The sequence below is a fragment of the Rhodoferax sp. LS1R11 genome (genome assembly GCF_056521395.1).
In genome coordinates this window covers 1-22,216 of record NZ_JBWMAW010000020.1, presented here as the reverse complement: position 1 = coordinate 22,216, position 22,216 = coordinate 1, and the positions used below count along the sequence as shown (strand labels likewise).

Genomic DNA, 22,216 nt, shown 5'->3' with positions numbered 1-22,216 from the left:
TCCGTAAACCTAACCGTGCACTGAAACCTCCTGGCAGCGAGCCCACGCATCTCGAACAATATGGGTTTGACATACATGCGCAAATTGCTCCGCGACATTGAGCTCACACATAGCATCCTGTTTGTCGACATCGGACATTTTTAACAAGCGTCCGGTATGCTTTTTATAGACGGCATGAATGTGCCCTAACCAATTGTCAACGAGTCCCAATCGGATACCGCCGATGGCGGCACGTATTCCACTGCATCCGTAGTGGCCGACAACTGCGATGTGTCGAACCTGCAGGATGTCAGTTGCAAACTGAAGCACAGACAGACAGTTCATGTCTCCATTGGCAACGATGTTTGCAATGTTCCGGTGAGTGAAAATTTCACCAGGGGCAAGGTCCAAAATCTGATTGGCAGCCACTCTGCTGTCTGAACAGCCAATCCATAGCAATTGTGGTGACTGTTGATGAGCAAGTCGGCTAAAGAACTCAGAATCCGAAGCTTGCATTCTTGAAGACCAGGCCCGATTGCGCTCCAGCAATGTATCAATCGTTGTCGACAATCGGGAACCCGTATACATCTCTATGCAGCTACTGCTTTGCCCATGGCGGTAAGCGCCAAGACCTGCGCGACGATCGCATCAGCAAATTCAGGATCATTGATGTGACAGTTATATTCGGTCACGCTGACTGAAGTGGGAAGCTCTTCCTTGATAGCCTTTGCAAAAACTGGGCAGAGGGATGGGTCATGCAGATGCCCCTCTGGACTGTCATGGTGAGAAAAACCCTTCAAAGGAACCAAAAAGGATACTGGTCCTTTAGCTTCTTTTATCAATCCGCCAAGGTGTTTTGCCAAACTCTGCAGCTCACCTGCTTCAGTGCGGACAGCGGTCAATGCATGGTTATGCATGTGGTAGCGTTTACCAGGGAACTGTGCTTTGGCCATATCGATGGGACCAGATACCATAAAGTCGGCGTTTCCTGGAGCGAAAATTACGGGAATTCCCTTTTCAAGAGCGGCTTTGGAGCGCTCAGGGCCGGCACTGCAGAGCCCGTTATTGAGAAAGTCGTTATGTTCCACAAGTGATGCATCTACAACTGCGACGACATCGCGTTCTTTCACAATTTGGTCAAGTGCCATACCACCTGTGCCCAGGGTATGAAATACCATTACCTCGAAACCGTGTTTCTCCAATGCCATTCGAACTCGCACGGTACAGCGATCAATTGTGCTGAGCGTCCCCATTGCAATCAGGGGTTTGGGCTCAATGCGTTGAGGTGTGTATTCGTTTGCAGTAGCGGCCACTGCAATGGCGGCATTGCGGAATACGTCGCGAGTGATGCTGTTGAGTCCGGCAATGTCGCATACCGGATTAACCATAATGATGTCTTTGGCGCCCACAAAAGGACGGGTAAAGCCTGATGCCATGGTGGAGACCATAACTTTGGGAATTCCGTACGCGAACTGTTGCATCACCACCGTCGCCAACGCTGTTCCCATGGACCCCCCGACGCCGATGATGCCGCTTATAGGTGTCTTTGCGTGTGCCTCCAAAGCGCATTTGACTGAACCTTCAATCATGACGGCCTGGCATTTCCCTTCGTGACCAATGTCTCTGACCTCTTGAATTGTCTTGCCGGCCGCGTGGGCAATAGCGTCAGGCGAGATCTCAACAGATGAATCCGTGGATTCTCGGATACTTGCATCCAAATGGATTACATCCACACCGTGTGATTCAAGGGTTTCCCGGATGAATTTTGCTTCGACAGCCTTTGTGTCGAGAGTCACAATCATTAAAACTTTTGGTTTACGGCTCATTTTGTTGTCTCCTTATTTTGGCAAATTGCCATTTTTTTCAACTGTATTGGCTGTGGCGAACAACCTCAGTCGGCATGAATCGTCTAAGAGGGGTTGAGCTCTTTCGCCAGACGAACAAAAAACTCGAAACTTGCAGGGTTTGCCATCGCATCGGAATGTGCAACCTTGTGAGCAGGCGCTCCCAGAAGCAGTCGCCGTACCGGGACCTCCATCTTCTTCCCGGTAAGAGTTCTTGGTACTTCTTCAATCTGATGAATTTGGTCCGGTACATGGCGCGGTGAAGCTTTGGTTCGGATTTCGGTTGCAATTCTTTGACGCAGCTCGTCGTCGAGCGTCACGCCTTGGTGCAGAACAACAAACAAAGGCATGCTGGAAGGTCGACCCAGAAACTCTAAATCCACAACCAGACTGTCCCGGATTTCCGGCAAAGCCTCTACGACTCTGTATATCTCCGCCGTACCCATACGGATGCCGAATCGATTGATGGTGGAGTCAGAACGGCCATAGATGACACTGCTTCCACGTGCGCTGAAGCGGATCCAGTCGCCATGCCGCCAAAGACCTGGATACATTTCAAAGTAGCTCTCCAGGTAGCGTTGGTTGTCCTTGTCATTCCAGAAGAAGACGGGCATGGACGGCATCGGCTTGGTGATGACAAGCTCGCCAACTTCGTTCACTATGCTTTGCCCAGCTTCATTAAACGCATAGGCGGCAACACCCAATTCGCGGCATTGAATCTCACCGGCTACAACTGGCAAGCACGGCGCGCAAGCAACAAATCCAGACGCAATGTCAGTGCCGCCGCTAATGGATGCAAGCCAGAGATCTGACTTCACTGCCGCATAAACCCACTCGTAGGCATCAGATGGCAGAGGAGAACCCGTTGCATTGATACTTCGAAGGCATTCAAGCTGCGCAAACTCCCTCGGCTTTAGCCCGTCCTTCATGCAATTGATGAGAAAGGCAGCACCACATCCGAATAAGCTCACACGCTGTTCGTCGATAAATTCCCAGATTAACTTGTTATTGGGCCAAGCCGGATTACCGTCGTAAAGAACAATCGTGGCACCTGTCAGGAGCGCGCCAATCTGTAGATTCCACACAATCCAGCCCGTGCCGCCCAGAAACATCAATCGATCACCAGGACGTAAGTCATGCTGCAAGGCCATGGTCTTAAGATGAGTCAAAACAATGCCACCGTGGCTGTGGACTATTGGTTTTGGAAGCCCTGTCGTGCCTGATGAATACACCACCCACAACGGGTGCGCAAATGGAACCCTATCAAAGGTGAGTTCTGATTCAATTTCAATTGCTGTCTCCCAACTGACTACAGTGGACCATGGGTTCGACCTCGTCTGATCCACCATGGGGCCATTGATGTGAACAACATTGGCGACTGACGGTAGGCCAGAAATAAGCTGCGTTACAACGTCGGTGCGATCATGCAGCTTGCCGTTATAGCTATAGCTATCGATGGCAAACAGCACCTTTGGTTCAATCTGCTTGAAGCGATCAAGCACCACGCTAACACCCATATCTGGAGCACAGCTTGACCAAATGGCTCCAATGCTTGCACAGGCTAAAAATGCGATAACTGTTTCTGGTCGATTTGGCATGTAGGATGCGACGCAGTCTCCACGCGATACCCCCAATTGCCTTAGAGTTGCAGCGAGTGCCCCAACATCCCTTTGCAAGGTCTCCCAGGAAACTTCGTAGGTCGCGGCATCTTCCCTCCTTGCGATGAGGGCAGGTCGGCTGATGTCCGCGTGAAGAAATACATGTTCCGCGTAGTTGAGACTGGCATTGGGGAACCACTGAGCACCAGGCATGCTGCGTGAGCCGAGTACCGGTTGATTGGATCCAGTAGCCTGAACGTTGAAGTGCTCCCATATGCAAAGCCAAAACGTGTCAATATCGTCCACTGACCATTGCCACAAGGCTGAATAGTCGGCAAACGTCAAGCCTTTGTGTTGCTCAAGCCATTGCTGAAATACAAAGAGTCTGGCGCTCTGTATTTGCTCGGAGCTAGGGGTCCAAAGCACGTTTACTGAGCCTTCAATACCTGTATCCATCATTTGAGCATCTCCAGCAACTTGTCGATTCCAGAAAGAGAGAAGTGCGGCTGGATGTCATTTGCAAGAGCAGAAAAATCTGCTGCTGTTGCAAGGCCTGTCTGCACGCCTACAGAAATAGAACCACCACGCACAGCCATTGCGTTTTCAAGTCCTGGGTCATCCCCAACTATGACGAGATCATTTGGGCGCACCTTCAGACGATCACTTGCAACGTTAAGTGCATGGGCAGATGGCTTTCCAACGATCACTGCATTCTTTCCCGTGATGCTCCTGACGGCTGCAGCGATGGCACCTGAAATTCCAATGGTCCTACCTTCCCGACTGGCGACGTAAGGAGCCTTGGAGACGGTGAAAAAAGCAGCGCCGTTCCATATGGCCCGTGTTGCAGCTTCGAGATCAGGCAAGGTAAATTTTGGATACCAACCAATGAAAACGGCATCAGCGTCATCCGCCCTATCGGGAGAACGAACCACATCAAAGCCGGCTTCTATCAATGGGGAGTAGACGCCCTCACCACCCAGAACCAGTATCTTCTTGTAACGCTTTTGTTTAAACAGCGTCACAGCAATACTTACCGGAGTTAGGGTGAGTTGCTCTTCAAAATGAAGGCCGATGCTCGCAAGTTCTGTGTTGAGTACACGAGGATGTTTGGTTGATCCATTTGTAAAGGCAGCAACTGGTACACCCCGCTTTCGCAGCATAGCGATAAGTTCCACCGCACCCGGTAAGGCTTTGTAGCCACTCAATTGCTTGTCGGCCAAAGCCAGGGTCCCGTCGACATCAAAAATAAAACCTTTTGCATTCAACAGCCGATGCGCAGCGTTGTTCGTGGTCATTCGCCGCTCCCGTCTGACATCTGGTTTGTGCTCAGCTCCAATTTGAATCCCTTGCGCTCAATTGATGCGTGGGTCACATCAGAGCGTGAAGAAAGTTCCCTGACCAGTTTTTTGACTGGACTAAGTAAAGGGTTGTATCGTTCCTGGCAAGGTCCTGCAGCAACCATTGCGTCAACTTGCTCTTGAGGCATGGTTGCGCGCAAGAGGAACTCTTCATCGGAAATGGTGGAGGAAAAGCGTTTACGCAGTTCACTCAGTTCAGGCATGCCCTGGGTCGCAGAAAGCTCTCGTGCCCGTGGAAGTTGCTGGATGCGGTCCAGCACATTCGGATCCATAGGTGCGGGAGGTGTTCCAAACAGCCCCAATGCGTAGCGAATTACTTCATCGGGTACGTTCGCATATCGCTCTGGAGCCAAAACGTTCATTACGGCCATGGTGCCAACGACTTGTGAGAACGGCGTAACCATAATGGGAAATCCCAGCTCTCTCCGTACACGTTCCACCTCTTGATAGACGTCGTCCAGGCGGTGCTCTTGACGCATTTCACGAAGCTGACGCTTCATTGTTCCAATCATTCCCCCAGGCAACTGATGCTGAAAATACCGCATATCAAACTCTTGCGGAACTCCTTCAGGCAGTCCTTCGGCTTTTGCAAGTTTCGAAAAATAGGCACTGACACGCGCGGCAGCTTCCATATCTAAGTCAACTGAAATACCTTGGCTTTGAAGGTTTGATACAACGTTTTCCAAGGCTGGCTGGCTGGTGCCGTTTGCCAGTGGTCGCGCTGCGGTGTGTAGCGCTTCGACACCGAGATCGAACGCCTCTGCATAGGTGAATGGCGCCAGTCCAATGGTGCAGTGCGAATGAAGTTCCAGTGGCTTGTTACCAATTGCTTTCTTTAGTGCAGGCAGTAGCGTGCGTGCACGCTCCGGGGTCAACAGGCCACCTGGATCTTTCAGATAAATTCGCTGAATTGATGGTTCGGCAGCTAATTTTTCGGCCAACGAAGCGAATAGCTTGTCGTCATGAATTGGGCTCACTGTGTAAACAATGGCCCCTACAATTTCTTCTGCACCTGCAGCATGAATGGCACGTGAACTATCAATCACGGCTTTCATATTATTCATGGGATCCATCACCATGAATCGCTCAATGCCGTTGCGAACAAGCAATTGATAAGACAGCGCCATTAACTCTGGGTGGGCTGTCTCCCAGGAGATGAAGCGCATGCCCGTCGACAGAAAGCTCAACTTGGTGTTGGGCATCAGTGCCTTCATCTTTCGAATGCGTTCCCAAGGATTTTCCTTGTGAAACCTAACCGTCACTGCCATATGGGTGCTAGTGCTGAAATCAAGAGCACGGTAGCCGACACGATCGAGCTCGGGTGCGATTTCAAGCATCATCGGCGTGCGCAATCCGGTTGCACCCCAGAGACTCTGGTTTCCATCGCGAAGCGATGTATCGATGAACTGCAGTTTGGATTGAATCATTTCACTTTTCCTTATTTGGAGGATCGTGCTGCTGCGCGATCTTCAAGATAGCGCCCGAGAAAGCCGGTATCAACGCCTCCATGGGTGAATTCCGCTGTGGCCAGAATTTCGCGGTGTAGAGCGATATTTGTTTTTATGCCGCTCAACTGAATTTTGGACAGTGCAGACACCAGAATCAAGCGAGCCTCCTCGCGCGTGTTCGCTGTCGCAATCAGCTTTCCGATCATCGAATCGTAGTAAGGCGGTATCAATGCACCTGTCTCAATGTGTGTATCAGTGCGCAGCCCCGCCCCTGTTGGAAAGTGCGCGTGTGTGATGCGACCAGGAGATGGACTGAAATCATTCTCTGCGTCTTCGGCATTGAGCCTGCACTCAATGGAATGACCGTGCAGCTGCACATCTGGCTGTTTCAGTGTTAGCTTATTGCCATTGGCAATCGATATCTGCTGCGCAACGAGATCAAGGCCCGTGATCATTTCAGTCACCGGATGCTCTACTTGTATACGCGCATTCATTTCCAAGAAGTAAAAGCTCTGACGCTGCACATCAACCAAAAACTCAATCGTTCCCAAGCTGCGATACCCAATATGCTTTGAGAATCGCAGCGCAGCGGCATGAAGGTCTCGACGCATGGAATCTGGCAAATGTGGTGCCGGGGCTTCTTCAATCACCTTTTGGTAGCGTCTTTGGACAGAGCAATCCCGGTCGCCCAGATGAATGACGTCCTCACCATCTCCAAGAACCTGTACTTCGATGTGTCGGCCCTGCGTTACAAAGCACTCGACATACACGCGCCCATCACCAAATGCGGCCAATGCCTCGGAGCTTGCAAGGTCAAAAAGTGCGGTCACTTCGCTGGCTGAGTTGGCTCGTTTAAGACCTCGACCACCGCCACCGCCAACCGCCTTGATGAGGACTGGATAGCCAATCTTTTCGGCCATTTGAAGAGCCGCATCCAGCGTCTCAACGGGGCCACCGGGAACAATGGGAACCTGCGCCTGTTCTGCAATGCGGCGCGCTTCCAGTTTATTTCCAACCTGCTCGATTTGTTCGGAGCTCGGGCCAATGAAGATTAGCCCGTTTTCTTCACATGCACGCGCAAATTCAGAACGTTCGGACAGAAACCCGTATCCAGGATGAATGGCCTGCGCACCCGTCCCTATGGCTGCTTCAATGAGTGTTCCAATGCGCAGGTAGCTATCACTTGCGCGCGCTGGACCAATGCACACGGCCCGGTCTGCCAGTCTGGCTCCCATACTGTTCTTGTCAGCAACAGATACGGCAAGAACCGACTCAATGCCCAGCTTCTTTAGTGTGCGAATGACCCGTACGGCGATCTCCCCACGGTTGGCGACTAATACACGCGTAATTTTTGCAGGCTGGTGCATATTTTCATCTTCTTTCATGACTGCACTCACGCGGGGCGCACCCGCATCAGCACTTGGTCAAACTCAACCAAATCACCGTCCTTGACCAGGGTCTCAACAATCGTTCCCTGTACGCCGGCAGAGACAGAATTCATGAGCTTCATGACTTCGATGATTCCGATCACAGTGTCTTTTGTGACGCTGATCCCAGGTGATACGAACGGGTCAGAACCGGGTTTTGGGGCGCCGTAGAAAGTGCCAAGCATGGGAGCTTTCACCTCAATGAGATCAGAGCTCACCACGGTGCTGAGCACTGGAGCGGGTGGCGCATCTACTGGTGTCGAAGGCTTTACCTTTGAAATGGCAGAAAGTGGAGGGCTGGAGCGACTGGATACTGAACCATCGCCTGCTCCATTTCTTCGAATGTTGAGCTTCACGCCCTCTGCCTCAAGGCTCAATTCATCAAAATGCGAGGCATCCAAAAGCTGAATGATCCGAACAACGTCTTCGTGTGAAAGGCTCATAGGTACTCCAATGAAAGTCCCAAAGGACAATAGTTTTTCAAGAACGTGATGGGCTAATGCCGAACCCGTTCGGAACAAAGAAATCATAGAAATTGAAAGGACGGGAGAACGAATTCACCCTATATGCAGGGCTGTGTGCAGCTCATGCATTGCGCTTGTCTCCTCAACTTCTTTACTTATGACTGCGAGTGTTGCTGGTGTGGTTTGATCCTGCTACCATCACAAAGCAAGTTTTCAACAGGTGAAAAGTAAAAGAAGTCATGCGTGAATACAAAGTTAAAACCATCAGGGCGCTCGATCGCGGACTTGAAGTTCTGGAGTGTTTACACAAGGCACGCAGCGCAAGTCTTCACGATCTTTTTCTTGCAACTGGCCTGCCAAAGGCAACGATTACCCGAGTGGTCGTGACCCTTGAGAAGCGTGGCTTGGTGTGGCAGAGAATCGAGGATGGCGCTTACATGTCGAGCCACACTTTTCAACCGCGTCCCTCACAGATGAACGATGAAAATTTTCTCGTAGAAACGGCTTCACCCGTAATGGAGCGCCTCTGTAAGAAGGTGAATTGGCCGTCGATATTGGCAGTGCCCAGGTTGGACTACATGGAGGTAATTGAAACCAATCGTCCGAAGTCCTATTTCTCACACATCCCAATTGGACCCATTGGATTCCGCATCAACATGCTTCGTTCCGCAAGTGGAAGGACCTACTTAGCGTTTTGCAGTGAAAGCGAGAGAGCCGCGGTACTTCAGCGTTTGGTAGCAAGTGAAGAAGCAGGCAATTACCTTGCGCATCGGCCTTCAATGATTAAGAAGCTGATCGCTGAAACTCAGAAACTTGGTTATGGGGTTCGAGCTGTAGATTTTGGTGGTCACTTTGACAAGACACGTCGAGAATCTGACGATAGTCGCGACTCCATTGCTGTACCGATATGGGCGGGAAACGAAGTTGTAGCTGTAATTAACTTAACCTGGATGCACAAAGCGGCAACCGTTGATCAGATCGTGAAAAGCCATCTTTCTGCACTGAACGAGGCATCGCAGGAAATAACAGCGAAGCTGATGGCTCAATAGTACTCGGGCATGATTTCGCTGCCTGGGCGAATAAAGACTTTATTGGCAATGAACAGCGTGTTCGCACTGAATAAAGTCCTATCCTGAAACGCCGTTGTGCAGACCCATTCGTAATCTACACAGAATAAAGTTCTATTCCGGAGACCGCGAAATTCACCGCCAGTGGATAGAACTTTATTTGTCGTCAACACAGCGGTCCAACTGGACGGGATCTCTACTCAACCGTCACACTTTTTGCGAGGTTACGAGGCTTGTCGACGTCAGTTCCCTTGGCGCAGGCGGTGTGATACGCCAGCAATTGCAAGGGCACCACGTGCAGCATGGGTGACAACTCGCCATAGTGTTCGGGCATGCGAATAACGTGCAGGCCTTCGCCGGACTCGATGCGGGTATCGGCATCGGCCAGCACATAGAGCACGCCACCCCGTGCGCGCACCTCGTGCATGTTGCTCTTGAGCTTTTCGAGCAGCGCGTCGTTGGGCGCAACAGTTACCACGGGCATGGCGCTGGTCACCAGGGCCAGAGGACCGTGCTTGAGTTCACCGGCAGGGTAAGCCTCGGCGTGAATGTAGCTGATCTCCTTGAGCTTGAGGGCGCCTTCCAGCGCAATCGGGTAATGCAAGCCCCGACCCAGAAAGAGCGCGTTGTCCATCTTGGCAAAGTCTTCTGCCCACGCAATGACTTGTGGCTCCAGTGCCAGCACCGCTTGCAAAGCGGCAGGCAGGTGTCGCATGGCCTTGAGGTGACGCGCCTCCTCAGCCTCGTTCAGGCGCCCTTTGGTTTTGGCCAGGGCCAGTGTCAGCAAAAAGAGGCCCGCCAATTGGGCGGTGAACGCCTTGGTGGAGGCCACGCCAATCTCGATACCGGCGCGGGTGATGTAGGCCAACTCGCATTCCCGCACCATGGCACTGCTGGCCACGTTGCAAATGGTCAGGGTGTGGGTCATGCCCAGGCTTTGCGCGTGGCGCAAGGCGGCCAGCGTGTCGGCCGTCTCACCCGACTGCGTGATGGTGACAATCAGTGTGCGCGGGTCAGGCACCGAGTCGCGATAGCGGTACTCGCTGGCGACCTCCACCTGGGTTGGGATTTTGGCGATGCTCTCCAGCCAGTATTTGGCGGTGCAGCCACTGTAGTAGCTGGTGCCGCAGGCCAGGATCAGCACCGAGTCAATCTCATTGAAAACGCTTGCTGCACTGGCGCTGCCGCTGAACAGTTCGGGCACGATGCCGTCGACGCCTTCGAGCGTGTCGGCAATGGCGCGGGGCTGTTCAAAAATCTCTTTTTGCATGTAGTGGCGGTAGGGCCCCAGTTCGGCCGCACCGCTGTGCGCCACCACGGTTTTAACCGGGCGCTGCGCGGGCGCGACAGGCTTGTGCTCCTTGTCCACCAGCCAGTACTTGCCCAACTGGATGTCCACCACGTCGCCTTCATCCAAGTAAACGATCTGGTCGGTCACACCGGCAAGTGCCATGGCATCGCTGGCCAAAAAGTGTTCTTGCCCGTCTTTGCCCACACCCAGAATTAGCGGCGAACCGGCGCGTGCGCCAATCAGGCGGTGAGGCTCGTCTTTGCAAAAAACAGCAATGGCGTAAGCACCATGCAACTCAACCACGGCCGACTTGACGGCTTCAAACAGGTCACCGTCGTAAAGCATGTCAATCAGGTGGGCGATGACTTCGGTATCTGTCTGGCTGTGGAACTCGTAGCCTTTGCCCTTGAGCATGGCGCGCAGCTCGTCGTGATTTTCAATGATGCCGTTGTGCACCAGGGCAATCCGGCCGGGACGTCCAGCGGCATCGGCGCCTGGGCCGTGGCTGAAGTGGGGGTGGGCGTTGTGTACCACGGGTGCGCCGTGCGTGGCCCAACGGGTGTGGGCGATGCCGGTCGTGCCTTCCAGGTGGGTGGTGCTGACCTGTTCGGCCAGCTCAGCCACGCGGGCGGTACTGCGCGCGCGCTGCAAACCGTTGGCGTAAACCGCCACGCCGCAGGAGTCATACCCACGGTATTCCAAACGGGAAAGGCCCTGCACCAGGATGGGAACGATGTTGCGGGATGAAACCGCGCCGACAATGCCGCACATAGACTGCTCCAAAAATGAATGTCGTAATGGTAGTTTGCCTTGAATGAAATATGAAATCTAAATACAATAAATTTTGGATTTATATTTCTCAATAAATAAAAAATGGAATTTAAATTCATTTATCTAATATTTATGGAGTTAATTATCAATAAAAATTAAAGATCCCACCGCGTTCGCAGACACCACCGCCAGAAACGCCGCAAGTAAAACTACCTAGGTTCTAACCCGCTATCACCTTGCGTTCTAACTCGATAGCATGAAATTTCTTGTTGCAGTCCCCAGCGTTCAGCAACTCTCTTTGTGCAGCCGGAGAATCATTTGTCAGTGGAGTTCATTCTTGAAACACGTGGCCTGACCAAGGAATTCAAAGGATTCGTGGCAGTCAACCGGGTGGACCTGAAGGTTCAACGAGGCCACATCCATGCCCTGATTGGCCCCAATGGCGCAGGCAAGACCACCTTCTTTAACCTGCTGACCAAATTTTTGCACCCCACCGCAGGCAGCATCCAGTTCAACGGTACCGACATCACCCATGAGCAGCCTGCGCAAACAGCACGGCGCGGCATTGTTCGCTCGTTCCAGATTTCCGCGGTATTTCCACACATGTCGGTATTGGAGAACGTGCGCGCGGCGTTGCAGCGCAATCTGGGTACCTCATTTCACTTTTGGAAAGCCGAAAGCACGTTGATGCATTTGCATGCGCGTGCCCGTGAGTTGTTGACCGAGGTGGACCTCCAGGATTTCGCCAACGAACTGGCTGTTAACCTGCCTTATGGCCGCAAACGCGCGCTGGAATTAGCCACCACGCTGGCGCTGGAGCCCGAATTGATGCTACTCGACGAACCGACTCAAGGCATGGGCCACGAAGACGTGGACAGGGTCACTCAGTTGATCAAAAAGGTGTCTGCCGGTCGCACGGTCCTGATGGTCGAACACAACATGAACGTGGTGTCTAAGATCGCCGACCGCATCACCGTATTGCAGCGCGGCACCATCATTGCTGATGGAACGTATACCGAAGTTTCCAAAAATCCCATGGTCATCGAAGCCTATATGGGCTCGGTCAATACCGAACTGCAAGGCGCTCACTGATGAACAAGGAAATGCTTCGCATCGAGAATCTGCACGCCTGGTACGGCGAGTCGCACATCCTGCACGGCGTCAACCTCACCGTCAACGAAGGTGAAGTTGTCACCCTGCTGGGTCGCAACGGCGCAGGGCGCACAACGACCATGCGCGCCATTGTTGGTCTGACCGGCCGGCGCAAAGGCAGCATCAAAATCAATGGCATTGAGACCATCAGCCTGGCGTCACACAAGATCGCCCACCTTGGCCTGGGTTACTGCCCTGAAGAGCGCGGCATTTTTGCCAGCCTGACCGCGGAAGAAAACCTGATGCTGCCACCCACACTGGCAGCGGGCGGCATGAGTGTCGATGAAATTTACGTCATGTTTCCCAACCTGCAGGAGCGCGCCAACAGCCCCGGCACGCGCCTCTCGGGCGGAGAACAGCAGATGCTGGCCGTGGCCCGCATTTTGAGAACTGGCGCACGCCTGCTCTTGCTCGATGAAATTTCAGAAGGTCTGGCTCCGGTCATTGTGCAAAAGCTGGCCGAGATGATTCTTACCCTCAAGGCCAAAGGCTACACCATCGTGCTGGTGGAGCAGAACTTTCGCTTTGCGGCGCCGTTGGCGGACCGCTTCTATGTCATGGAACACGGCAATATCGTGAAGCAATTTGCCCAGCAGGAACTGAGCCAGAACATGGGCATGTTGCAGGAATACCTGGGCGTGTGAGCCTGTTCGACCACCCACCCTTTACTTTTAACCCGCGTTTTGACAACCCACTCAACAGGAGACTCCATGAAACTCAATGCTCTCGTCGCCGCTTTGGCGCTCGGATTTGCCGCCGCGGCCTCGGCCCAGAACACGGGTCCGGTCAAGATCGGCTTCATCACCGACATGTCCAGCCTTTACGCCGACATTGACGGACCGGCCGGTGGCGAAATGATCAAGTGGGCCGCGCAGGACTTTGGCGGCAAGGTACTGAACCGCCCGATTGAAGTGCTGACCGCTGACCACCAGAACAAGGCCGATGTGGCCAGTTCCAAAGCACGCGAATGGATGGACAAGGACGGTTTGTCCATGCTGGTTGGCGGCACCAGCTCAGGCACGGCCCTGGCTATGGCGAAAGTCGCTGAAGAAAAGAAGCGTCCCTTCATCGCCATCGGCGCAGGCTCGGCACGATTGACCAATGAAGCCTGCTCGCCCTACACCGTGCACTACGCCTACGACACCGTGGCACTGGCCAAAGTGGCTGGTTCGGCGTTGGTCAAGGCTGGCAACAAGAGTTGGTATTTTCTGACAGCTGACTACGCATTTGGACACTCCCTTGAAAGTGATGCCTCCTCCGTGGTGAAAGCAAACGGAGGCACTGTCACTGGTGCCGTACGCCACCCGCTCAATGCGTCTGATTTTTCAGCCTTTTTGCTACAGGCACAATCGTCCAAAGCACAGATGCTGGGACTGGCCAATGCAGGCGGTGACTTCACCAATGCGATGAAAGCGGCCAAAGAATTTGGCATCACCAAAACCATGAAAGTCGCAGGCTTGCTGGTGTTCATCAACGATGTACACAGCCTGGGTTTGGCTAATACGGAAGGCCTGCAACTGGCCGACAGCTGGTACTGGAACCAGGACGACGCGTCCCGCAAGTTTGCAAAACGCTTCTTTGACAAGTACAAACGCATGCCATCCAGCATTCAGGCCGCCGACTACTCTGCTGCCACGACCTACTTGAAGGCCGTACAAGCGGCGGGTACAACGGATGCAGACAAGGTGATGTCTACGATGAAGAGCATGAAGATTGATGACTTCTACAACAAAGGCGAAATCCGTTCTGATGGCCGCATGATCCACGACATGTACCTCTACCAGGTGAAGTCGGCCAAGGACTCGATCACGCCATGGGACTACTACAAGATGATCGCGAAGGTGCCAGGTGAACAGGCGTTCACCACGGTGGCCGACTCCAAATGCGCGTTAATCAAAAAGTAATTGGCACCCAGGGCAGTGGGGCGCGAAAGCGGCCCACTGCCTCTTCGCCTGACAAGGCATGAACTGACGGGTTTTCATGGAAATTTTTGGCATTCCCCATCAAGCATTTCTGGGCCAGCTGTTGCTGGGCTTGGTGAATGGTGCGTTCTACGCCCTGCTCAGCCTCGGGCTGGCGGTCATCTTCGGCCTGCTGGGCATTGTGAATTTTGCGCATGGCGCGCTGTACATGCTGGGCGCATTTTCCGCCTGGATCATGCTCGACAAGTTTGGCTTCAATTACTGGTTTGCCCTGATCCTGGCCCCCCTGACGGTGGGCCTGCTGGGTGTTGTCATCGAACGGCTGTTTTTGAAGCGGCTGTACAAGCTGGATCCCCTGTACGGCTTGCTGCTGACGTTTGGGCTGGCCTTGATCGCCGAAGGTATTTTTCGTGAACTCTACGGCGTGTCGGGCCAGACATACAACGTGCCCGAACTCCTGTCGGGCGCCACCAACCTGGGCTTCATGGTGCTGCCCAACTACCGGGCGTGGGTGGTGCTGGTGTCACTGGCGGTTTGTCTGGGCACCTGGTATCTGATTGAGCGCACCCGCCTGGGGGCTTACCTGCGCGCGGGTACAGAAAATGCCGCACTGGTGCAGGCCTTTGGCATCAACGTGCCCTTGATGGTGACGCTGACCTACGGCGCCGGCGCCGCCTTGGCCGGACTGGCGGGGGTGCTGGCCGCGCCCATCATTCAGGTCAATCCATTGATGGGCTCGAACCTGATCATCGTGGTGTTCGCGGTGGTGGTCATTGGCGGCATGGGGTCCATCATGGGCTCGATCCTGACCGGTCTGGGCTTGGGCATTGTCGAAGGGCTCACACGGGTGTTCTACCCGGAGGCGTCCAGTATTGTGGTGTTTGTCGTGATGGTCATCGTGCTGATGATTCGCCCGGCCGGCCTGTTTGGCAAGGAGGCTTGAGCCATGAACAAAGCGAACAAACTTGTTGCACTGACCTACCTGGTGCTGTTGATTTTGGCGCTGCTGGCGCCTGCGCTTGGGCTCTACCCGGTCTTTGTGATGAAGCTGCTGTGCTTCGCCATTTTTGCCAGCGCCTTCAACCTGCTGCTGGGCTTTACCGGTTTGCTGTCCTTCGGCCACGCTGCATTTTTTGGCTCGGCTGCTTATTTCACGGGCTACGCAATCAAGTCGCTGCATGTCACGCCGGAGCTGGGTTTGCTGGTGGGCGCTGGCGGCGCGGGTCTGATTGGGCTGGTGGTGGGGGCCGTGGCCATCCGGCGCCAGGGCATCTATTTCGCCATGATCACACTGGCCATTGCCCAGATGGTGTTTTTTGTCTGCCTCCAAGCACCGTTCACTGGCGGAGAAGACGGCTTGCAGGGCGTGCCACGCGGAGCACTGTTCGGCCTCTTGTCACTGGAGTCCGATACCGCCATGTATTACCTGGTACTGGCCATCTTCATGGCGTGTTTTCTGTTCATCTCCCGCATCGTGCACTCGCCCTTTGGTCAGGTGCTCAAGATGATCCGCGAGAACGAGCCCCGCGCTATTTCACTGGGCTACCAAGTGGATCGCTACAAGCTCCTGGCGTTTGTGTTGTCGGCGGCACTGGCCGGACTGGCAGGCTCGCTCAAAACCCTGGTAATGGGATTTGCCACCCTGTCCGACGTGCACTGGTCCATGTCCGGCGAGGTGATTTTGATGACCTTGCTCGGTGGTGTGGGCACCTTCTTCGGGCCTGTATTTGGCGCAGGCATTGTCATCTCGCTGCAAAACCTGCTGGCTGACAAGGTGGGGTCCTGGGTAACTGTGATCATCGGGGTGATTTTTGTGTTGTGCGTGCTGGCCTTTCGCAAAGGGGTGGTCGGTGAGTTGCAGGCTTTTATGGATCGCCGCAGACGCCCCACCGCGGGGTAGTAGCCTCTAGAATGGCTGTTTTATTCCAGAATAAGACAATAAATGGAACAAACAGCCATCGACACCACAGACCTGCAGCTGCTGGATCATCTGCAAAACGACGTTTCACGCAGCAACCAGGACTTGGCCGCACTGGTCCACATCTCCCCTCCCACCTGCCTGCGCCGCGTTAAACGCCTGCACGAAGCCGGGTTGATTGAGAGGGAGATTGCGGTGCTGAGTGTGGACAAGCTCAGCGCCGTGACCGGCCACGGGCTGAGCGCGATTGTGGAAATCACCCTGGACCGCCAGGACAACCAGGCACTGGAAGCGTTCGAGAAGCGCGTGAAGAACGATGACGCCGTGCAGCAGTGTTATCGCGTGTCACCGGGGCCCGACTTTTGCCTGGTGGTGCATGCCGCGCACATGCCCGATTACCTGGCTCTGGCGCAGCGGTTGTTCACAGCCGATGCCAACGTGCGCAACGTCAAAACATTCTTCAGCGTCAAACGCAGCAAGTTCGGGGCACGCATTCCCTTGCCACTCTGACGCAGACAGGAGATCGCTCTACGGATTGGCCATTGCCAGTGGCAAGGTGAAACTGACGCTGCAACCCACGCCGACTTCACCTTGTGCCGCCACGGTGCCACCCTGGCGCTCAATGATCTTTCGGGTCAGGGCCAGCCCCATGCCCAATCCTTCAAACTCGCGCACACCGTGCAGCCGCTGGAAGGCATGAAACAGTTTGGCGGTGTATTGCGGGTTGAACCCCACGCCGTTGTCGGCGACGGTGACGGTGCACAACCCGTTGCCGGTCGCCTGCCAAGTGATGTCCACACGGGCCACGGGTCGAGTGGCCGTGAACTTGATTGCGTTGGACAATAGATGTACCAATACCTCTTGCATCAGCGTTGCATCGGCCCGCAAGGGCGGTACATCGGGGGCCACATGCCATTCCAGCCTACGCTCAACAAACGACGGCGCCAACAAGACCATGACATCAGGAACCAGCTTAGCGAGGTCAACCGCGCCGACTTGCAGCGCCACCCGGCTCAACCGCGACAAGGCCGTCAGTCCGTCGACCTGTTGGCCCATGGTTCGGGCCGCGTGGCTGACGACGTTCAGGTGAGCCACGATGTCCGCAGTAGCCTGTTCGCCCAGGTCTTCCTGGATGATTTGCACATAGGCATTCACGTGCCGCAGCGAGGCCTTCAGGTCGTGCGACACGGAGTAGGTGAAGTCTTCCAGCTCGGCGTTGGCCCGGGCCAAGGCTTGCTCAAGTCGCTCGTTTTCCTGCCGCAAGCTCTGAAGGGTCAGATCTTTCGGCGCGGTACTCATTTGACCGGCCGGTTCCAGTTGGCAATGCTGACCTGCTTGCCCCGCGCCACGCTCAGCGCGCCGGGCGGTGTATCTTTGGTGATGGTGGAGCCACCGCCCACCGTACCGCCCGCACCTAAGGTAACAGGCGCCACCAGCACGCAGTTGCTGCCAATGTGCACATCTGCCTCAATGATCGTGCGGTGCTTGAAAGCACCGTCGTAGTTGGCGGTGATGCTGCCCGCACCATAGTTCACGCGCTCGCCCACCGTAGCATCGCCCAGGTAAGCGAGGTGGTTGGCCTTGGCACCCTTGGCCAAGGTTGAATTTTTGATCTCGACAAAGTTGCCAATATGCACTTCAGCCCCCAGCCTGGCACCGAGGCGCAAACGGGCAAACGGCCCGATCAGCGCACCCGCGCCCACTTCAATCGCATCCTTGCTACCGGGCTTGCCGCCTTCGATGTGGGTAAACGGGTGAATCACCGCGCCAGCGCCAATGACGGCATTGGCAATCACGCAGTTGGCGCCAATCTTCACGCCCTCGCCCAAGCTGACCTGACCTTCAAAAATACAGTTCACGTCAATCGACACATCTTGCCCACATTGCAGTTGGCCCCGCACATCAAATCGCGCTGGGTCCGCCAGGCGAACACCTTGTTCCATGAAGGCCAGCGCCGTGCGCTGCTGGTGGGCGCGCTCCAACTCGGCCAGTTGTACCGGGCTGTTGACACCCGCCACCTGCACGGCGTCTGCAATCTTGTAGGCCACCACAGGCACACCGTCGGCCACGGCAAACTTCACGATGTCCGTCAGGTAGTACTCGCCTTGCGCGTTCTGGTTGTCCAGACGCGCCAGCCAGGTCTTGAGTTGCGCAGCAGGGACAGCCATGATGCCGCTGTACACCTCGCGGATGGCGCGCTGCGCGTCAGTCGCGTCCTTATGCTCCACGATGGCCTGCACCACCTCGCCCTGGCGAACGATACGGCCATAGCCCGTGGGGTCGGCGAAGTCAATCGTCAACAGCGCCAACTGGGTACCGCCGCAGGCCGCAATGAGTTGTTGCAAAGTATCCGCCCGGGTCAGGGGCACGTCGCCAGAGAGCACTACCACGATGCCCTCATCCTTGAGCACCGGCATCGCCTGCTGTACCGCATGGCCAGTGCCCAGCTGCGGCTCCTGGCGCACAAAATGTATATCAAATTCAGCTGTAGCCTCTGTAGAACTTGAGAGAGCCGCTTCAACTTCGATAGCACCATGACCAGTGATCACCACCACTTGACGGGCTGATAACTCAGCAGCCGTGTCCAGCACATGCAGCACCAGTGCGCGCCCGGCCAAAAGGTGCAACACTTTGGGCAATTTGCTTTTCATGCGCGTGCCTTTGCCGGCCGCCATGATGATTACACCCACAGCATGGGCCTTTTTTTTGTTTTCTGTCATTTCGTTCATGTCCCTATCAACTCGTTCACTATTTCACACGCTCCACATTATCCGCGGGCGGCTGGTTCTGTCGATCACCCTCTTGCTAGCCTTGGTAGTAGCGGGCTGCAGTGTCATCAAACTGGGCTACAACACTGCGCCCAACCTGGGTTACTGGTGGCTGGACAATTACCTGGATTTCAATGAGGTGCAGTCCCTGCAGGTGCGCGCCGATCTTGACGCCTTGCAGGCCTGGCACCGCCAGACCGAGCTCCCGCTGATTACCGCCGCACTTGAGAAATTGCAACGCCAAGCGTTGGCCAATGTGACGTCGGAGCAGCTTTGTGAGGTGTACATCGAACTCAAACCCCGCTTTCAGGCTATTCTCAATCAGTCGGAGCCCAAAATCACAGCACTCGCACCGACGCTCAAGGCAGGACAGCTCGATTACTTGGGAAAGCAACTGGCTGAGCGGGCGGATATGCTGTCTGGACGACTGGAAGAGCCGCAACTCGTGATCCTGCGTGCCAGTGTGGCTGACTCTGCTTTTGATGCAGCCATTAGTCACCGCGAATCACAGCGCCGCCATCAGGATGGTTTGCAAACCCTACGGCTGCTTCAGGGTGCGCCGCTGTCAAAGTTGCGCGTCCGTACCGAAGTGCGCGCCCTGCTGGCCCGCTCCGTGCTGTCACCCGATGCAGCGTACAGGAACTATCAAGACAAAATGAAGTTACCTCCATTTCGCGGACACCTTATTGTTCTCAAAGAAGGAGTCCGAAATGCCTATTACCAAACCGCCGTATTCGGCGCAATTTCGTCAACAGATGGTCGAACTGGTGCAAGCTGGGCGCAAGCCCGGTGACCTGGCCAAAGAATTCGGCTGTCACATCACCAGCATCTTGAGTTGGGTACGCAAGGCGCAGCGTCGCCAACTGATGCCGGCCCACTGAGCGCGGTTGAACGACAGGAGCTTATGGAGTGCGTCGCAAGTACCACCAAGTCCAGATGGAGCGTGACATCCTGGCAAAGGCTACGGCCTGGTTTGCCAACAACGCCGACAAGACGTTCACGTCGTCTACGTGCTGATTGAAGCAAATCAGGCCGAACTCCCCGTACGCACCATGTGCAAAAAACTCAGAGTCTCCGCCAGCGGCTATTACGGCTGGCAGGGACGTCCAGCCTGTAAGCGCCAACAAGCCAATACGACTTTGGCTGCAAAAATCCGTGAAGCATTTGTCGCCAGTGACGAGACCTACGGTATGCCCCGCATCCGCGCTGAGTTGCTGGAGACGGGGGGGCCAGCCGCAAACGCATCGCCCGCTTGATGCGCCAGGGCCACATGCGGGGTGTCAGTCGCCGGCGTAGCTACGTGGTGACTACCCAACGTGATGTGCGCCAGCGCCCGGCGCAGCTGGAAAACCAAAACCGAGGCACGCCTGGCGGTCTTTACCTGGATTGAGAGTTGATACAACCCACGCAGGCGCCACTCCGGTCTGAACTATTTATCGCCCGTCAACTTTGAAACACAGACCCGCCCGGTGGATAACCCTGCATCCCTGATAATTAATCCGCTTCCTCAAGAAGCTAAAAACTGTCCTTGGAAACGGGGCAAGTCCAAAATGACACGAGAGAACTGCAAGACTTTCGCCACACTGCATACAGCACCACTGCCGTGCAACGCGTCGCACTGGTCGAGAGACTCAAAAACTACGAGACCAATGGTAATCCCCCCGTTTTCCACTGACGTCAGAAGTAGAAGGTTTATGCAGCCTTGGCCAAGTGCTGCTTCGGGGTCAATCCACCCAGGGCCATGTGCGGGCGGTCGTGATTGTAGGACCAGGTCCATTGCGTGGCGTGCTCCTGAACCCTCGTCAATAGTTGACCAGTGATTCTGCGAAAGCCACTCATAGCGCACTGTCCGATTGAATCTCTCCACGTAGGCATTTTGCTGGCGGTTGCCAGGCTGGATGTAATCAAGCCGGAGCCCATGCCTTTGGCCCAGTCTTTAATCACGGCGCTGATGTATTCCGGGCCATTATCGCTGCGAATCGCGACTGGCTTACCCCGCCAGCCAATGATCTGCGTGAGCGCCCGAATGACACGTTCAGACGGAAGTGAGAAGTCCACTTCAATGCCCAGCGCTTCACGGTTGAAGTCATCAATGACATTGAACAGCCTGAAGGCTCTGCCGTCTTGCAACTGGTCATGCATGAAGTCCATTGACCAGACCTCGTTCATGGCGCTCGGCACTGCCAGCGGTTCAGGCTTGTCGCGCACCAGGCGCCTCCTGGGCTTGATCCTCAGATTGAGTTCCAGCTCGCGGTAGATCCGTTACCCTCAGTCAGCGCCATCACCTGTGCCTTGGACACACTGGGCACGGCCGTGAAGTCAAAGCTGGAGAGTCGCTTGTCCGGGCTCAGGTTAGATTCATTCCGGTGGCGGTCAATGCGCCGGGCCTCATGCTCATTGATTTCGTGCTCCAGCAAGGCTTCCAACAACCGGTGTGCAGGCCAGCCCTCGGTATCGGACTGTACGCACAGGTCACCGGCCAACCGTTTGATGGTGGGCAGGCGCAAATCGGTCAGCATCATTCCCAGCCGGGCCGACGTGGTGGTGACAGTAGTTGTCGTTGCGGAGTTTGTAATTGACGTCAACCACACAGACAAGCCTGATGGTGACACCCTTGTGCTCAACCGCTTGTTTGGCCATCTCACGTCTTTGAGAGGGCCTCGGCCACGATGTCGGCCTTGAGTTGGGCCTCGACATACAGCTTCTTGAGGCGTCGATTCTCTTCTTCAAGCTCTTTCATGCGGGTCATCATAGAGGTGTCCATACCGCCGTATTTGGCCCGCCATTTGTAAAACGTGGCAGTGCTGACTCCCAGGTCCCGGCACAACTCCGGTACGGGCAATCCAGATTCAACCCGTTTGAGCGCATCCATGATCTGGCTGTCGGTAAATCTCGATCTCTTCATGTAAAATTTCTTTCTAAGAAAATTCTACTTCTGGCGCCGTTGGTTTACCGGGGGGGATTACCCAATGCCCGCACGTTGATGGTACGTGGACGTTGACTACCTCAATCCTGCAGGGTCACTCACATTTCCTTGTCACGCACCACCCATTCAGATGCAGATGCGCAGTTCCATCTTGATGGGCAATGGGCAATGGGCAATCAAAATTTAAGTACCATTGAGTCAATGCTGTAATTTTTCTCAAAAAAAAACGCCCAATCTTTCGACTGGGCGTTTCTGGTTGACTAGCCTGACGATGACCTACTTT

General features: G+C 54.8%; 21 protein-coding genes and 1 pseudogene. 10 read left to right on the top strand and 12 right to left on the bottom strand.

Translation table 11 applies throughout. The features are described 5' to 3' along the window. Positions 1-9: 9 nt before the first annotated feature. From AC097N_RS18750 to AC097N_RS18720, 7 genes are all read right to left on the bottom strand, one after another. Entirely contained in the window at positions 10-549 is a 540-nt protein-coding gene (locus AC097N_RS18750) for a carbonic anhydrase (protein ID WP_479583586.1), read from the bottom strand. A gap of 20 nt (positions 550-569) precedes the next feature. Continuing rightward, positions 570-1,805, bottom strand: coding sequence for a Tm-1-like ATP-binding domain-containing protein (locus tag AC097N_RS18745; protein ID WP_479583585.1), 1,236 nt, complete (start codon positions 1,803-1,805; stop codon positions 570-572). Between the two features lie 83 nt (positions 1,806-1,888). Then, on the bottom strand, positions 1,889-3,880 hold the full coding sequence (locus AC097N_RS18740) for an acetoacetate--CoA ligase (protein WP_479583584.1): 1,992 nt from the start codon (positions 3,878-3,880) through the stop codon (positions 1,889-1,891). Beyond that, positions 3,877-4,716: an HAD-IIA family hydrolase gene (locus AC097N_RS18735; protein ID WP_479583583.1), complete on the bottom strand. Its 840-nt coding sequence runs from the start codon at positions 4,714-4,716 to the stop codon at positions 3,877-3,879. The genes AC097N_RS18740 and AC097N_RS18735 overlap by 4 nt, the downstream gene beginning before the upstream one ends. Further along, positions 4,713-6,206 (bottom strand): hypothetical protein, encoded by a 1,494-nt coding sequence (locus AC097N_RS18730; RefSeq protein ID WP_479583582.1) that lies wholly within the window; start codon positions 6,204-6,206, stop codon positions 4,713-4,715. The genes AC097N_RS18735 and AC097N_RS18730 overlap by 4 nt, the downstream gene beginning before the upstream one ends. 11 nt (positions 6,207-6,217) lie before the next feature. Beyond that, a complete protein-coding gene (locus AC097N_RS18725; protein ID WP_479583581.1) occupies positions 6,218-7,612 on the bottom strand; it encodes an acetyl-CoA carboxylase biotin carboxylase subunit in 1,395 nt (464 codons plus the stop codon). An 8-nt stretch (positions 7,613-7,620) separates the two neighbouring features. Continuing rightward, positions 7,621-8,097 carry an acetyl-CoA carboxylase biotin carboxyl carrier protein gene (locus AC097N_RS18720; RefSeq protein WP_479583580.1) on the bottom strand — a complete coding sequence of 159 codons (477 nt, stop codon included), beginning with the start codon at positions 8,095-8,097 and terminating at the stop codon, positions 7,621-7,623. A gap of 260 nt (positions 8,098-8,357) precedes the next feature. On the opposite strand from AC097N_RS18720, the gene AC097N_RS18715 reads away from it, so the two are divergent. Continuing rightward, complete coding sequence (locus AC097N_RS18715) at positions 8,358-9,167, top strand: helix-turn-helix domain-containing protein (RefSeq protein WP_479583579.1); 810 nt, start codon at positions 8,358-8,360, stop codon at positions 9,165-9,167. 214 nt (positions 9,168-9,381) lie between these two features. Here AC097N_RS18715 and glmS read toward each other — a convergent pair whose 3' ends face one another. Then, positions 9,382-11,247: a glutamine--fructose-6-phosphate transaminase (isomerizing) gene (gene glmS / locus AC097N_RS18710; protein WP_479583578.1), complete on the bottom strand. Its 1,866-nt coding sequence runs from the start codon at positions 11,245-11,247 to the stop codon at positions 9,382-9,384. Between the two features lie 318 nt (positions 11,248-11,565). Here glmS and AC097N_RS18705 point away from each other — a divergent pair, with 318 nt between their 5' ends. The 6 genes from AC097N_RS18705 to AC097N_RS18680 all read left to right on the top strand — a co-directional run bounded on the left by AC097N_RS18705 (position 11,566) and on the right by AC097N_RS18680 (position 16,749). Next, positions 11,566-12,339: an ABC transporter ATP-binding protein gene (locus AC097N_RS18705; RefSeq protein WP_479583577.1), complete on the top strand. Its 774-nt coding sequence runs from the start codon at positions 11,566-11,568 to the stop codon at positions 12,337-12,339. Further along, positions 12,339-13,043, top strand: a complete 705-nt coding sequence (locus AC097N_RS18700) for an ABC transporter ATP-binding protein (RefSeq protein WP_479583576.1) — start codon at positions 12,339-12,341, stop codon at positions 13,041-13,043. Before AC097N_RS18705 ends, AC097N_RS18700 begins: the two co-directional genes overlap by 1 nt. 66 nt (positions 13,044-13,109) lie before the next feature. Beyond that, positions 13,110-14,303 carry an ABC transporter substrate-binding protein gene (locus tag AC097N_RS18695; RefSeq protein ID WP_479583575.1) on the top strand — a complete coding sequence of 398 codons (1,194 nt, stop codon included), beginning with the start codon at positions 13,110-13,112 and terminating at the stop codon, positions 14,301-14,303. 76 nt (positions 14,304-14,379) lie between these two features. After that, positions 14,380-15,264 (top strand): branched-chain amino acid ABC transporter permease, encoded by an 885-nt coding sequence (locus tag AC097N_RS18690; protein WP_479583574.1) that lies wholly within the window; start codon positions 14,380-14,382, stop codon positions 15,262-15,264. A 3-nt stretch (positions 15,265-15,267) separates the two neighbouring features. Further along, positions 15,268-16,221, top strand: a complete 954-nt coding sequence (locus tag AC097N_RS18685) for a branched-chain amino acid ABC transporter permease (RefSeq protein WP_479583573.1) — start codon at positions 15,268-15,270, stop codon at positions 16,219-16,221. Positions 16,222-16,263: 42 nt separating this feature from the next. Beyond that, entirely contained in the window at positions 16,264-16,749 is a 486-nt protein-coding gene (locus AC097N_RS18680) for an Lrp/AsnC family transcriptional regulator (RefSeq protein WP_479583572.1), read from the top strand. 18 nt (positions 16,750-16,767) lie between these two features. Here the strand turns inward: AC097N_RS18680 and AC097N_RS18675 are convergent, their stop codons facing one another. Then, positions 16,768-17,538 carry a sensor histidine kinase gene (locus AC097N_RS18675; RefSeq protein ID WP_479583571.1) on the bottom strand — a complete coding sequence of 257 codons (771 nt, stop codon included), beginning with the start codon at positions 17,536-17,538 and terminating at the stop codon, positions 16,768-16,770. Further along, positions 17,535-18,890 (bottom strand): bifunctional UDP-N-acetylglucosamine diphosphorylase/glucosamine-1-phosphate N-acetyltransferase GlmU, encoded by a 1,356-nt coding sequence (glmU, locus tag AC097N_RS18670; RefSeq protein WP_479583570.1) that lies wholly within the window; start codon positions 18,888-18,890, stop codon positions 17,535-17,537. The genes AC097N_RS18675 and glmU overlap by 4 nt, the downstream gene beginning before the upstream one ends. A gap of 10 nt (positions 18,891-18,900) precedes the next feature. Between glmU and AC097N_RS18665 the strand changes: the two genes are divergently transcribed. From AC097N_RS18665 to AC097N_RS18655, 3 genes are all read left to right on the top strand, one after another. Further along, complete coding sequence (locus tag AC097N_RS18665; protein WP_479583569.1) at positions 18,901-19,800, top strand: DUF6279 family lipoprotein; 900 nt, start codon at positions 18,901-18,903, stop codon at positions 19,798-19,800. Then, positions 19,718-19,888 carry a helix-turn-helix domain-containing protein gene (locus AC097N_RS18660; protein ID WP_479581091.1) on the top strand — a complete coding sequence of 57 codons (171 nt, stop codon included), beginning with the start codon at positions 19,718-19,720 and terminating at the stop codon, positions 19,886-19,888. The genes AC097N_RS18665 and AC097N_RS18660 overlap by 83 nt, the downstream gene beginning before the upstream one ends. 171 nt (positions 19,889-20,059) lie before the next feature. Beyond that, positions 20,060-20,263 (top strand): hypothetical protein, encoded by a 204-nt coding sequence (locus AC097N_RS18655; RefSeq protein ID WP_479583568.1) that lies wholly within the window; start codon positions 20,060-20,062, stop codon positions 20,261-20,263. A 436-nt stretch (positions 20,264-20,699) separates the two neighbouring features. Here the strand turns inward: AC097N_RS18655 and AC097N_RS18650 are convergent. Both AC097N_RS18650 and AC097N_RS18645 read right to left on the bottom strand, forming a co-directional pair. Then, positions 20,700-21,912, bottom strand: a pseudogene (locus tag AC097N_RS18650) (IS3 family transposase). A 115-nt stretch (positions 21,913-22,027) separates the two neighbouring features. Continuing rightward, positions 22,028-22,216: hypothetical protein (locus AC097N_RS18645; protein ID WP_479583567.1), on the bottom strand; the 189-nt coding region annotated here is incomplete at its 5' end.